This is a genomic window from Candidatus Neomarinimicrobiota bacterium (genome assembly GCA_022567655.1).
Taxonomy (GTDB): Bacteria; Fidelibacterota; SORT01; order SORT01; family SORT01; genus JADFGO01.
In genome coordinates this window covers 20,179-34,059 of the sequence record JADFGO010000013.1, presented here as the reverse complement: position 1 = coordinate 34,059, position 13,881 = coordinate 20,179, and the positions used below count along the sequence as shown (strand labels likewise).

The following is a 13,881-nucleotide window of genomic DNA, read 5'->3' as shown; positions in this document are numbered from 1 at the left end:
GGTCAAGCAAGATAAAAAATAGATCGGAAGAGAGTTCAATCAATCCACTGCCTCCCAAATTTTCAAACTCTATAACGTAGATGCACGCGGGGGTTGTCAGTGACATTGCGTACTCCGAATACGTTACCTGATCTATTGAATTCACCTTGATGTCGACCATCATTCGAAGAGTACTGGATAAATAAGTCGCAAACATTCTTCCGAATCGTTCATGAATCGTCCTAAGCGCGCGCATTTGATCTTTTGACACTCTATCGGGATGACGAAAATCGTAGACACTAACTATCTTTTGAGTCCCGGTGGACATAACGCCCGCATCCGAGATACTATCTCTGGTAAGCAGTGTATCAATTTCTTCTTGTGACAACAATTTGGTCATCTAATCTCTCCCCTTATTGAAGTACGTACTTCGTGAAGTAAATCTCTCGTACTTCTCCTTTATCTACCATTTTGTTCAGCAATCTCTTGATATCCATTTTGATCTTTCGTTTTGATATTATATTCGTTAGTTCTGCCACTGTATTACTTCAATGCTCAAATTAAGAGCTAAAAATCTCCTGCCATTGGTTCCGTAAGGATTAATTACTATATGCTCAACCTTAAAGATGCTAAATCGCTCGTCCGACCCAGTCTCAGAATTACCATCTGCTTGCACAGGAAGAGCTTCCGGTTTTTGCCCGGAGGGAGATTCTATGACTTCCTTTGACGCTTCGCTTTCAGCAGAAGAACCGTAAAATACAGGTAACACAATGGACTTGGTAAGATAATAAGCCAATAATCCGTTTAGAGCCAAACTCAGAAGCACGCCGACTCCGATAATAGCCATCTTTTTGGGATTTTTTCTGAGATTATCCAGAGCGGTTTCTTCACCATTTTCCAGAACATCCGTTATGACGCTTTCAGCTTCCACCCTAATAACTCCTCAAAGTATCTGCAAAACCTTTTTCCGTATTCTCCGGTTCGATGAATTTCAAGAGCATATCGATCTCTTTATCGGTATAGTTTTTCGGAGGATCGTGAAGCTTTATCATTATCTCTACCCGACGATTAATTGATCGATTGTAGGCTGAATCATTCGGGACACGCGGTTTGTATTGTGAATATGCCGCAGCATGAAACAACCCACTTTTTGCTTTGTCCAAGCTCGACAAAAAATTTAAAACCGAGATCGCTCTTGCAGCGGACAAATCCCAGTTTGATTCAAAATTCCCCCTTGCGAGGGGAAGGTCATCCGTATGACCCTCAACAATGACGTGGGAAGCGAAGCGGTTAATAAGGTAACCGATGCTCTCAAGGAGATCACTCGCTTCTATCGACAGTACTGCTTCTCCGGAACCGAATAGCAAGGTACTATTCAGATTAAACCGGATACCTTCTCCCGTCAACTCCATCTCTACCATTTTTTCGAGTTTGTTTTTTCTCAGAAATTCCCTGACTTCACCTGTAGATTTAAGGATCTCAGCTTTTGTGGGGATAGTCGATGTTATGTCGTGAGGAGCATACATCACTGATTGGGAGCCCTGGAATACCCCAAGCGCCTCTTTTAATGACCCCATTGCTGCGCGAAAATCGTCCATCTGAATTGCCGAGAATGATAGCAGAAGCACAAAAAAGGTGAGCAACAACGTCATCAAATCACTAAAAGTGACTATCCACAAAGGCGCCCCTCCCGATTCTGATTTTGCTTTCTTGGTCCAGTTTCCCATAAAATCTATTCTTTCTCGGCAACTGAGTCTAAAGCCATTTTTCTGAATTTTGGAGGTACAAAGGAGATCAATTTTTCTTCTATCATTCTCGGATTATCTCCTTGCTGGATAGAAAGAATACCTTCCAGAATCATTTCCATCTGCAGCATCTCCTGGGTAGAAAGAGTCTCGAGCTTCCCCGCTATCGGCAGAAACATGAGATTTGCCAACACAGCGCCGTAAAACGTCGTTACGAGAGCCACAGCCATACCGGTACCTATCTGAGTAGGGTCTTCCAAGGAACTTAACATCTGTATCAGACCGATAAGAGTTCCGATCATTCCGAGTGCCGGAGCGTATGCGCCCATCGCTTTGAAGATACTTGCACCGAGTGAATGCCGTTCTTCTATATTTGATAACTCCGCGCCTAAAACAGATTTTATCATTTCGGGCTCCGTTCCGTCCACAGCCAGCTGAATACCTTTTACCAGAAATTCCTCCTCCTCCGATTCCATCTCCGATTCGAGAGCAAGTATCCCTTCCCTGCGTGCCCTCTTGGCAAGCTCAACTATTCTTTCAAGTTTTATCTGGAAGACAGGCGCTTTATTAAAAAACGCTTTTCGAACGACTCCGAATAGGCTGAATACGTCCTTAAGAGGAAAATTCGTAAACGTTGCTGCTGCGGTTCCACCGATAACAATGATCAATGAGTTGACATCAAAAAAAGTGGCCGGCGATGTGCCTCGGATTACAGCTAAAAGTACGAGCGCTATACCCGAAAATATTCCGATCAGTGTGGCAATATCCATATGCCTGTAGTCTGCTCCTTCCTAGAGCAGGATGAGGGGCAGGTGTTAACCTGCCCCTGCGTTCACCCTAGGATTACTGTTTGAGTCTTACTACTTCCTCGAGAATCCTGTCACTCACCGTAGTCACCCGGGCGTTAGCCTGGAATCCACGCTGAGCGATGATCATCTTCGTAAATTCTTCCACCAGATCCACGTTTGAGAGCTCGAGAGCTCCTGAAGTTATCGTGGATTGAATCGTAGAGCCTGCTTCGCCTACAACGGCTTGTCCGGAGTTACCGGAGACATCGTAAAGGTTGTCTCCGACTCTCACCAGACCTGTCGGGTTGTTAAACGTGGCAAGCACCACCTGCGCTAATTTCTGAGCTACACCGTTGGTATAGACTCCCGAAATGACTCCGGTACTGTCCACAGTAATATGACTTAACTCACCCACCGTGTAACCGTTCTGTTCGTTAGCTATAGCATTCGGTGAACCGTCGAATTGAGATAATCCGTCAATCTCTCCAAACGTACCCGAATCGAATTTGATCTCAACTACATTCGCTCCGCTTTCGGGTAAGAACCTGAATGACGACGCTCCGTCGTCATATGTATAGGTTTTCAGATTACCCTCGCTGTCAAAGGTAACTTCGCCGGTATCTCCGCTTAACCTGTCCTCGCTAAGCCCCTCAATCGAAGCTTCCCATCTCCATTTGTTTACCTCTACAGGGTCCTTGATAAACTTGATTGATACAACATGGGGTTCACCTTTGGAGTCAAATACCGTGATTGATGCGCTCTGGGCAAAGTCAGTCGCGGATTGAGCCTCGAACCAATTTCCGGCACCATCATCGAATATTGCGTTAAAGTTGGCTCTTGGCGTTCCACCGCTGTCTTCTGCTGTGATCTTCAAGCCCGAAAGCTCATTTACCAGACCACCGTCTCCGTTTATGGCTATACTGCCATTGTCGGAGTCTATAGTGACGCCGTCGGAGCTCTTGATTCTGAAAATTGTCTCCAGCTCCTCCGCAAGTTCGCTGTAAGTCATTGACGATGTGACTGTTACCGTCCCTTCGGTAATCGCTGTCCCGCCTATTGACCCGTTTGCCTTGATCACATCTGTCGCTACCAATCCTAACGAAGTCCCTGTATCGTCCCTCAAATTGATTAATAGGTCTGTATCTGTTCCAACATGTGAAAACTCATCGGTCTGGCTTGTTGCCGAAGCTGCTAAAGTACCGTCAGCGGCGGCAAGCGCTTTATCCAGATTCAGATTCGTGCTTGTTATCGCAAGCGTAAGACTGCTCCCAGAATCATTGGTGAATTCGATCTCTCCAGTAGCCGCAACCATAGCAGCGCTTAAACTGCCGGAGAAGTCAGTGTTTATGTTGCTGATGAGATTTGCAAGCGTGTGAAACTCCGTACTCGTGGCAGTTCCCTCTACATAGGTATAGGTCTTTGTTGTCGTTCCATCTGTGACCGTTACCTGCGTGGAGTTGTTCGTCATTCCTGTAATGGAAGAATCTGCTGCTCCGTTTGCATAAAGGTTGTTCACGTCGCTTGTGCCGTCAGTCTCTATACCATAAACCGCTTCGCTTGTAAAGATCGTCCCTTTAGAGATACCTCCCGCATCAAGGTTACCGGCAAATCCTACAATCGAAGTAGCTTGAGCCGGTGTCTTTTGTCCGAACGGAAGAGTGATATCTGTGATCGATGTGCCCTCAGAGATTACGCCTTTGGCATTTGCTCTCTTTCCCTGAAGCAGGAAACCGGTGGAAGGACTGACTAATCTTCCCTGGGCGTCCAATTTGAAGTACCCTGCCCTCGTATAGAATCTCCTTGAGCCGTCTCTGACTACAAAGAATCCTTCTCCCTGAATCGCAAGATCGGTTTCCTGTCCTGTCGCCTCTAAATTACCTTGCGAAAACACCTGGTCGATACTTGCCACGGTCATACCCAAACCGATCTGGAGTGGGTTTTTTCCGCCGAGATCACTCGTGGGGGCTTGTGCACCCCTTATGAGCAGGGCTAAAGATTCCTTGAACGTTATCCTTGATGCCTTGAATCCAACCGTGTTTATGTTAGCGATGTTATTCGCGATTACGTCCATAAAAGCCTGGTGATTTCTTAATCCCGATACACCGGCAAATAAGCTCCTTATCATTTTCTTGACCTCCTTGACCCGCTGTGTGTTTTGATTCTATCATTCCTCAAAACTGAGCCTCCTCCGAAAAAAAGGTCCGGCTCCGTGCGGTTTTTGTTATTGTTTACTAATTTCATGCAACTATTGCTGAATCTATATTTGTGAATACTTTACCCGATTTCTCTTCGCTGTCGAGAGCTGTAATAACTGTCCTGTTGGCGACACTGACTATGAATGCTTTATTATTCAGTAAGACCAATGCGTCTCGCGCTCCTTTGGAATCAACAGCGTCCACTGCTTTTTGAAGTCTTATCATTTCTGCGGGTTCAAGCGATATTTGACGCTGTTCAAGTCTTTTCTGCGCGTGAGAAGAAAACCTTACGCTCATCTGATCGTTAAGTACATCCCTGAATGACTCCTTACCCTTTAATCTCCCTCGCTTTACATCCGGTGTTACAGGCTTCGGGGCGATTGATTCGGCTTTTCCGGATATACTCGCAGCACTGATTCTTGCTATCAGATCACTTTCTGACATCTAATTTCCTCTTGGTTCTGTAATCATAATTACGTCCGCTACGCCTATGTTTAAAGCGCCTACGATAAAGGTCGTTGCGTTATCTTGACTGAATTTCACACCGGTAATATGCCCTCCTATGTAGAATGCCACAGGTACCGGCACGCCGTTATTGCCATTGGCATCTATTGAAAAAGTATAAATACCATCTGCCATCTCGACCCCATTATTATTTTTACCATCCCATCTGAATATGCTCTCGCCGCCTGTCATCGCCCCCATATCAACCCTTCTCATGAGAGTATTATTCGAATCATAAATGCTCACGACGACATTTGCTGCGCTCTGGCTAAGATCAATGAACACATCGCTTGCTTCACCATTCTCATAGCTTATCTCATTTCCAATCGCTCTTACGTCCTTACCGACTATTGTGGTGGCGAGCGAATTACCTAACGACTGGCTCATATTGAAATCCAATTCGAGATTCCTGTCAAGTTTCTCATTTATGTTGAAGAGTTGTTCTACAGATGTGAACTGCGCTAATTGGCTGGCAAATTCATGCGATTTAAGTGGATTATTAGGATCCTGATTTCTTAATTGTACTAAAAGAAGCTTCATAAATGCGTCTCTTCCCATAGCATTTCTATCCCTACTATTGGATAATTGTGCTCCGCCTTGCAGCGCATTAAATGTAGATATTGTCTCGACCATACTCCTCTCCTTGTATTTCACAGACATAAAGGCAAGTTACGTGCCAAATCTCGAATCACTTGCGTTGATGATTGGTATCTCCGGGAAAGCTAATATTCGTAAGGTTTTTAAAGGTTTAATAATATGTGTCTAAATTACTTCTGGACAGTTCTGATAAAGTGGTGGAAGATTTTTCCGACCTAATAGGGGAACTTTTTCCTTATTTCTTAGAGAATTATACTAAGTATTCGACTGTGCTGTACGGGCTTGTCGCTCGAACCTGGTTTCGACCGAGTACTTCAAGAGGAACTTCCGTCTCCGGGGGTTGAGCTGAACCGGAATTCTTATCCTGCCGATCCTCCTTGAATCTTTCCCCATTCATAAGTGAACGCTGATGATGCCCCTCGTCTCTTCTTGCGGAAATATTCGCTTCTTCTAAATTCAACCCCTGTTGTGACAAATTTTCTTTTAACTCCGGAAGCGAATCCTGAAGAATTCGCATCACCTCTGCACTCTCAACATAAATTTTCGTATAAAGGGATTTTCCAGTTTGATGTATATCGATAGTAATGTTTCCTAACCCCTTTGGAGACAACCGTAACTGAATCTTATTCAATTCCTCATTTAACGCTTTTATTGAAAACTTCATCGGATCAGATTCGGGCAGATTCGTATGAGTAACCGAAACCCCGTTTTTTGTAAATGTAGTATTCAATTTGGGAAGTGAAAATTCTCGCACTTCTGATTCTACCGGCAGAGATGTAACGCTATTATTTTCAACGTTAATCAATATAGATTTTCCATCAGCTGAACCGGGCGATTCGTTCCGAGCTAAATAGCTGTTTCGGAGGACCTTCTGGTTTATTAGACTACTCTGTTTAAGACTAACTTTTCTTTTTAAACCTAATTTACTTAAAGGCTTTCCTTTTGTCCTGAACTTAGTGTTTAATCTTTTTCCTGTTGACTGAAAGTCACTCAATTGTTTGTTGATTGAGATCGCACTTAAGGATTCTAAAGAACTTATAGCGCTCTTCCTCACTCCCGGAATAAACAAAGCATTATCTTCCCTGAAGTTCGATAATGCATGACGCGGGTTATATAGTTTCTTATTCAGTATACTCATCGCCCTTTCTTCATCCCCATCATCAATTTGTACTCCCGGCGAAGAAACGGTTTTAACGGCTTTTTCTGAGACGGGAACAACATCCGGGACAGAAATTTTCGCCCCTTTGACGTCGCCCTCTGATTTTAACTTATGATTCGATATAGATGATTTACTCTGAGCCTGATTCTCATTTTCTTCGATGGGCGGACCATCTCCGATATCGGTTACCGGAGTACCACCGGGATTTCCTGTTTTCGGGGTCACTCCTTTATCTAAGTTAATTACGGGAGATAATTTTATCTTGGAAATCGATTTGGTGTGATTCCCCTGTAACGAAGTTTCAACTTTCCCGTTTTCAATGCGCGAAGAAGTATTTTCAGAAGAGTCCATAATAACCGTCCGATGCCCTCTATCTATTGCGGAGCTCTTTCCCGACTTTATCAGCGGGTTCACATCAACTACCTCTTCGTTCTTTTCGCCCGCTTTCATTCCCCCGGTGGCCGCTATTACTTGCTTCATCGAATCAATCGGCACAACAGAGCCCTCTTTGTTGCTCACTGCTTTTGATGCGCCGGCCGATAATTTTGTCTTCATCTTTAAATCGTTTACAATTTTTTGCTTATCATCTTTTTGTAAACCAACGATCAGTTCTTTCGCGGAATCTTTATTCAGGATAAGGCGCTTGCTATTGACTAAATTGCTCTTTCCTTTTGAAACCTTGATCGGTTCTGTGTTTTTCATCTGATTTGATGCAAAGTTCAGAGAATTTAATTTTGATCGAGTACCGTTCTGAGGCGAAATAATATCTGATTTTTGCGTGGATTTTATAACACCAACTTTCAGATTTTCCTGAGCGCTTATTTTTGCCTCTCCAATTATAATTTCAGAATTATCGGGACTTGTATTCGAAAACGGTAAGTTCAGAATGTTTTTTGCTTTACTTGGTGGATTCTCCAGGATGATACCCGATGAATTTACAGAATAGAGTTTATCGTCCGTATCGGTTAGCAGCGATTCAAATTCCTGTTCCCCTTTTTTATTTAAGGACGACTTTTTCACCCCCAACCCTTTTGAGCTTGTGGATAGGATATCCAATATTTTTAATATTTGAGCGCTCTGTTTCATCTTAAATCTGAGCTAATTTAGTGCTCATCTCTCTGCTTATTCTCGCTGCTTTTTGAGGTTTGAACGAGCTTAGTATCTTTGCGGCGTTTCTGTTTTTCATGTTCGCCAATAAGTTCACCACGAGATTGGTCTCCATCTTATCCAATATTTTTGCAGCTTCCGCCGGTCTCATAGAGGCATATATCTTTGCAAGATGCTGATAACCCTTCTTCGATCCTGACTTTTCCATCTTATCCGATGACGTTTCAAAGATTCCTGCAGCTTCCTGAATTGCGGCGCTGCCTACATTAAAGCCGGGTTTATATCTGGCTGCGATTAGTTTTGCCGTCTCTAATTTCAATTTTTCAAGTTTAGCTTTGGCTATTCTTGTTTCGTTTTCGGCTTGAAGTCTTGCCACGGAATCTACTTCCATTCTCTGCCGCAGTCTGCCTTTATATTCTATCTCCTTTAATTCATCCACTAAATCGGTTATGTCGACATTTTCCGCTAAGTCAAGGAATGTCGTGGCGGGATCGGCAACGTCGGGCTCTTTTACAGGCGGCTGAGTTACAGGAGGAGCGCTCTCCGCTATTGAGGCAACCTCCTCTAACGGCGGCGCATCGGGTTTCAATACTAATATCATTCCGGCGATCATTAAGCCAAGAACTACCAGGTACCCGGCTGATCCAAGCAAGATGAGTTTTATGGGCAAACCCTTTTTTGACTCAGGCTTTTTTATCTCTTCTTTCTCGGAAACTTTTATTTTCTCTTCAGGCAATATTTTCCTCTATAACGGTTTGAACCGGAAAAACTGACCCTCTATTTCGCACTGAAATATCGTCGTTTATAGTCTGTTCTGATTTAAGGTAATTCTTTTTGTACGCGTGCTTCTTTTTCTCTTTTAGATTCTCGATCGCTTTACGTTCCATATTAGCAGTTGCTAACTCTTTCTTGATCTCTTCCATTTTTTTATCAGCACTTTGAATGTCGAGCAGCTGAGCCGATTCATTTGATGTCAATCGTTCTTTGTAAGCTAAAGTGCGCTTCAATTCTATGCTTGATAAATTTCCGAGGCGTTGAGTTATGATCGATTGAATCGTATCCCTATATCGACTCCTGATAGCTTCGAGAGCGTCTCTCAACTTTTGAATTTCATTTTCTATTTTGGTTACTTCTTTCAATTTCACTCTCTCTTGAATCATCTTCGCCTGTAGCACTTTTTCAAGTCTGAACCTGAACTTCTTCACTTATATTTTCCGTTTTTAATTCAATAGGTCGCAATATCTGTGCCAACGATTTCAAATCAGATTCCAGGTCGGATTTTTCATCGATTTTTTGAATCATAAATGCTGTGAGATTATCGATCACATCCATTGCGCGGTCTATCTTTGGATCGTTGCCCTTTGTATAAGCTCCAATATTAATTAAATCCTCCGCTTCTTCATAATATGCCAGGTTACTCCTGACGTCATCCGCTAATAACTTATGGTCATCGGATGAAATGTCTTTCATCAGCCTGCTCATGCTTTGTAATATGTCGATGGCGGGAAATCTGTTTTTAAGAGCCAATTTCCTTGATAACACTATATGTCCGTCAAGGTATGATCGAACAGCGTCTGCCACCGGATCGTCCATCTCATCCCCTTCAACTAATACAGTATAAAAGCCCGTGATGCTTCCTTCAGAATTGCAGCCGGCTCTTTCAACTATCTTAGGCAGCATGGAGAAAACAGACGGGGTATAGCCTTTTGTAGTTGGGAGTTCCCCTACCGCCAATCCTATTTCACGCTGCGCAGTCGCTGTTCTGCTGAGTGAATCTACTAATAACATTACGTCGAGTCTTTCGTCCCTGAAGTATTCCGCTATCGTATTGGCCGTTAAAATAGCTTTTATCTTTAAAAGTGCGGCTTCGTCCGAGGTTACAGTAACTACAACAGAACGCTTCAGCCCCTCCGACCCCAGATCATTTTCGATAAACTCTTTTACTTCCCGTCCTCTCTCGCCTATCAATGCGATAACGTTCACATCAGCACTCGTATTTCTTGCTATCATCCCCAGGATCACGCTCTTACCTACGCCACTTCCTGCAAATATCCCTGTTCGCTGACCTTTTCCGCAGGCATTAAAAACGTCTATACTCCTTACGCCGGTATATAATTGTTCCGTGATTCGCTTTCTGTCCAAGGGATTTGGCGGAGAATTATGAACAGGTCTCATCTCTTCCACATGGAGTGGGCCTAAGCCGTCGATTGGCTCACCCATTCCGTTTAAAATTCTGCCTAACAATGATCTGCCGACAGGTATAACAAACTTTTCAGATTCTCCCACCACACGGTCACCGAGTTTGATGTCATTTATTCTACCTAACGACATTAAAATCAAAAATTTATTTCTGAACCCGATTACCTCGACTTTCCCTTTATTTATACCGTCTTCTGAAACTATATTGCATATCTCACCTACAAAAGCTTTCGGTCCTTTCGATTCAATGATTAACCCTACAACGTTGGTTACAATTCCGCTAAAATTTTGAGACTGAATCGTATCAAGATTATCTAAGTACTTATCCAGTATCGCTGTCATCGATAGAAGCCGGTTCTTTGTTTTTCGGTTTAACGAGTTCAGAATAGATTTTTTCCAGCTGAGTATCGATCCGGGCGTCGACCAGCCCCCAATCAGATTCTATTTTACACCCCCCTCTCTCAATTTCTTCATCGCCGGAAATTTTGACATTCGAACTCTCTGAGGATAACTGCGAGTCCATACTTTTAATAAATTCGTAATCGTCCGGATTAACCCTGATGAATAAATTTATACTATCCCGCACTGTTTTCAGCGCATTTTGAACTATAGTAAGTGTGAAGTCATCTTCTTCAACAAACTTCTTCTGAAGAATTTTCTCAGCGATCTTGATGGACATGCGCAATACAAACTTCTCGGTTTCCTCGAAGAAACTCAGTGTACCCGCCTTAAATGTTAACACCATTTCATTAAATTCATTCATTTGATCCTTTAACTCAGAGAATCCGGCATCTTTGCCCTCTTTAAATCCACCATCCTTCGCTGAATCAACCATCTGTTGAATTTGTTCTTTGACTTCAGACCAGAGCTTCCACATGTAGCCGCCCTCGGCTATAACAGAATCCATCTCCTCTATTGGATCGGTGAATTCCCCTTTGTCGGATCTGGCTCGTCTCGACAGCCGCCGGACGCTATCCTTCGTAGCCGTCGACTTAATGATGGTGCTATACAACTAATTCTTCACCCTTTGAAGCCATTAGTATCACGATCTCTCCTTCATCCTCAAGCATCCGAATCGATTCGACAATTCTCTGTTGTGCCTCTTCGACTTCCCTGAGTCTTACCGGACCGAGATAGTCCATCTCCTCAATCACCATTTGAGAAGCTCTCTCGGACATGTTGGAAAGAATTTTTTCCTTCACCTCATCGCTGACAGCTTTGAGGGCGAGTGAGAGTTCTTTGCTGTCGATTTCTTTCAACACTCTTTGTATCGACCTATCGTCTAATATCAGAATATCCTCGAAGACGAACATCAAATTCTTTATCTCTGTGGCTAGCTCCGGATCGAATTTGCTTAACCCTTCAAGGATATTTTTCTCGACAGACCTGCCAACCATATTCAATATCTCGGCTGTAGCCTTAACCCCGCCCAGCTTATGACCTCCCTGGCCAAAATCAATCCGGGATTCAAGTATTTTTTCGATCTCCGTGACCATATCCTGCGGTACTGTATCCATTGTAGCAAACCTATGCACAACGTCTTTCCTCAGTTCCGCCGGCAGGTCAGCTAATATACTTGATGCCTGTTCTATTTCGATCTGTGTGAGTACGAGAGCTATCGTTTGAGGGTGTTCTTTTTGAATAAATGCCAACAACTGGTTTGAATCAACGTCCTTCAGGATATTAAATCCTTTGACTTCTAAAGATCTCTGGACCTTCTTAAGAACTTCTTTCGCCTTTTCTTTATCAAGTGCCTTTTCGAGAATTCTTTTTGCGTATTTTGGCCCACCGGCGGCGATGTAATTCTGTGCCAAGACCATGTTATAAAATTCTTCAGTTACGTTGGAGATTACGTTAGCCTGAATGTTGTTTAGAATAGATATCTCTTTCGTGAGCAATTCTATTTCAGAATCGCTCAGATTTTTAAATATGTGTGAAGAAGCTTCTTCACCCATAGCAACTAAGAGTATAGCTGCCTTTCTCAAGCCCGAAAGGTTGAGCGCCGATGTACCTGAATTAGAAATTCCGGGCAATTATCAATCCTCCATAAGCCAACTTCTCAGTAAACTGGTGGCTTCTGAAGATTTTTCTTTTGAATATCTCTCAATCTGATTATGTATTTTCGTCCGCTCCATAGCTTCGGGCAGCACCGATTCCCCTAATTTCGGTAGGTCGGATTCATTGGGCAGAGCTATCGTACCAACGTTCGCTGCACTCAAAGAAGCGTAATTAGACTGACCGGATGAAGTCATTCTTATTGGACCCGCTTTTTTGGACATCGAACGCAGTATGAAAAGAGCTGCCAAAGCGACTAATACCATGCCGGCGTTTTTTGCGAGATTCATGTAATCGAGTTGGAAACCATCGTCCTCTGATGTTTCAAGATTTGCGAGCAATCCTGAATTTTCAAATTGCATACCGATAACTTCGATTTTATCACCTCTCTCCTCATCAAATCCTACGGCGGTCTTCACTATATTCGTCAGATTGGTGATTTCTTTCGGGGTGCGAGGTTCATACTTTATCACTGGTTTCTCTCCGCCATCGGGATCATCGTATTCGACATATTTGCCGTTAACGAGTACGGCAATAGTCATCCTTTTTATTCCTCCTCCGGAATTCATCACAGTTTCGACGGTTCTATTTATTTCATACTTTGTCGTACTCGTCTCTTTACTCGATTGAGATGTATCGGTTGCGGTTGACGCCGTAGTCGTGAACTGTTCGCTTCTGATCACCTGCCCGTCCGGATCGTACGATTCGCTTGTCTTCTGGATGCTCTCGAAATCAAGCTCGACATTCACTCTGACTATGGAATTATTGACTCCTACTACGCTTTCTAACATCGCTTGTGATTTTTTCATCAGCTCTGTCTCCACAGCCATCTGGATTTCCAATTGATTTCCCGTACTCGCTAATAGTTCACCCGATTCTTCACCTTTTGAAAGCACGTTGCCGTGTGAGTCCACTATCGTTATTTGATCAGACCGCAACCCCTCAACGCTGCTGGCGATAAGTCGCGCTACTCCTTTAATTTGACTTTGCGACAGGCTATTGGAACGCGCTAAGGTCAATATCACCGCAGCCGAAGGGGATTGTTTGTCTTCTTTGAACAACTTTTCTTCGGGTATAACAATATGAACTCTCGCATTTTTTATTTCGGTCATATGAATCAGAGTACGGGCTAATTCACCTTCAAGAGCTCTTCTGTAATTTATTTTTTGGACAAAATTTGACATCCCTAAATTTGACTGATCGAATATTTCGTATCCTACGAGACCTGACTCGGGGAACCCTTGTTGAGCAAAGTCGATCCTTAATTCCTGAACCATTTTGGTAGGAACAAGAATCCTGGTTCCGCCCTGGTCGATCTTATAGCTGATATCATTCTCTTTTAATTTGTTTACAATGGAGCCTACATCGCTTGCTGCCATTTCATAGAATAGAACCTCATACTCCGTTTGACCAGCCCACCACGCCACAAGCACAAGGGCTGTTATGGTCAGGATCGTTATCATCAGCAATTCCGCTTTTTGACGAGCGGTCATCTGCCAGAAGACACCCGAAAGACCGGAAAATATGTTTCCGAATTGTTCAGCCAAAATTCA

General features: G+C 43.4%; 15 protein-coding genes. All 15 read right to left on the bottom strand.

Annotated elements, in window-relative coordinates; translation table 11 throughout:
- Positions 1 to 379: flagellar motor switch protein FliM (locus IID12_02675; protein ID MCH8287996.1), on the bottom strand; the 379-nt coding region annotated here is incomplete at its 3' end.
- A 13-nt stretch (positions 380 to 392) separates the two neighbouring features.
- Positions 393 to 518 carry a hypothetical protein gene (locus IID12_02670; protein MCH8287995.1) on the bottom strand — a complete coding sequence of 42 codons (126 nt, stop codon included), beginning with the start codon at positions 516 to 518 and terminating at the stop codon, positions 393 to 395.
- Complete coding sequence (locus IID12_02665) at positions 506 to 910, bottom strand: hypothetical protein (protein ID MCH8287994.1); 405 nt, start codon at positions 908 to 910, stop codon at positions 506 to 508. The genes IID12_02670 and IID12_02665 overlap by 13 nt, the downstream gene beginning before the upstream one ends.
- A gap of 1 nt (position 911) precedes the next feature.
- Complete coding sequence (locus IID12_02660) at positions 912 to 1,706, bottom strand: OmpA family protein (GenBank protein ID MCH8287993.1); 795 nt, start codon at positions 1,704 to 1,706, stop codon at positions 912 to 914.
- A 5-nt stretch (positions 1,707 to 1,711) separates the two neighbouring features.
- Positions 1,712 to 2,494, bottom strand: a complete 783-nt coding sequence (locus IID12_02655; protein MCH8287992.1) for a MotA/TolQ/ExbB proton channel family protein — start codon at positions 2,492 to 2,494, stop codon at positions 1,712 to 1,714.
- 73 nt (positions 2,495 to 2,567) lie between these two features.
- Positions 2,568 to 4,637 (bottom strand): flagellar hook-basal body complex protein, encoded by a 2,070-nt coding sequence (locus tag IID12_02650; protein ID MCH8287991.1) that lies wholly within the window; start codon positions 4,635 to 4,637, stop codon positions 2,568 to 2,570.
- Between the two features lie 112 nt (positions 4,638 to 4,749).
- Positions 4,750 to 5,151: a flagellar protein gene (locus tag IID12_02645; GenBank protein MCH8287990.1), complete on the bottom strand. Its 402-nt coding sequence runs from the start codon at positions 5,149 to 5,151 to the stop codon at positions 4,750 to 4,752.
- Positions 5,152 to 5,844 carry a flagellar hook assembly protein FlgD gene (locus IID12_02640; protein MCH8287989.1) on the bottom strand — a complete coding sequence of 231 codons (693 nt, stop codon included), beginning with the start codon at positions 5,842 to 5,844 and terminating at the stop codon, positions 5,152 to 5,154. It abuts the gene before it with no gap.
- 214 nt (positions 5,845 to 6,058) lie between these two features.
- Positions 6,059 to 8,053 carry a flagellar hook-length control protein FliK gene (locus tag IID12_02635; protein ID MCH8287988.1) on the bottom strand — a complete coding sequence of 665 codons (1,995 nt, stop codon included), beginning with the start codon at positions 8,051 to 8,053 and terminating at the stop codon, positions 6,059 to 6,061.
- A 1-nt stretch (position 8,054) separates the two neighbouring features.
- The gene (locus IID12_02630) at positions 8,055 to 8,810 is read right to left on the bottom strand and encodes a hypothetical protein (GenBank protein ID MCH8287987.1); all 756 of its coding nucleotides are present in this window, start codon (positions 8,808 to 8,810) and stop codon (positions 8,055 to 8,057) included.
- Complete coding sequence (gene fliJ, locus IID12_02625; protein MCH8287986.1) at positions 8,803 to 9,279, bottom strand: flagellar export protein FliJ; 477 nt, start codon at positions 9,277 to 9,279, stop codon at positions 8,803 to 8,805. The genes IID12_02630 and fliJ overlap by 8 nt, the downstream gene beginning before the upstream one ends.
- Entirely contained in the window at positions 9,254 to 10,615 is a 1,362-nt protein-coding gene (locus tag IID12_02620) for a FliI/YscN family ATPase (GenBank protein ID MCH8287985.1), read from the bottom strand. Before IID12_02620 ends, fliJ begins: the two co-directional genes overlap by 26 nt.
- A complete protein-coding gene (locus IID12_02615; protein ID MCH8287984.1) occupies positions 10,596 to 11,285 on the bottom strand; it encodes a hypothetical protein in 690 nt (229 codons plus the stop codon). Before IID12_02615 ends, IID12_02620 begins: the two co-directional genes overlap by 20 nt.
- The gene (gene fliG, locus IID12_02610) at positions 11,278 to 12,297 is read right to left on the bottom strand and encodes a flagellar motor switch protein FliG (GenBank protein MCH8287983.1); all 1,020 of its coding nucleotides are present in this window, start codon (positions 12,295 to 12,297) and stop codon (positions 11,278 to 11,280) included. The genes IID12_02615 and fliG overlap by 8 nt, the downstream gene beginning before the upstream one ends.
- A gap of 12 nt (positions 12,298 to 12,309) precedes the next feature.
- On the bottom strand, positions 12,310 to 13,875 hold the full coding sequence (fliF, locus tag IID12_02605; GenBank protein ID MCH8287982.1) for a flagellar M-ring protein FliF: 1,566 nt from the start codon (positions 13,873 to 13,875) through the stop codon (positions 12,310 to 12,312).
- Between the last annotated feature and the right edge of the window lie 6 nt (positions 13,876 to 13,881).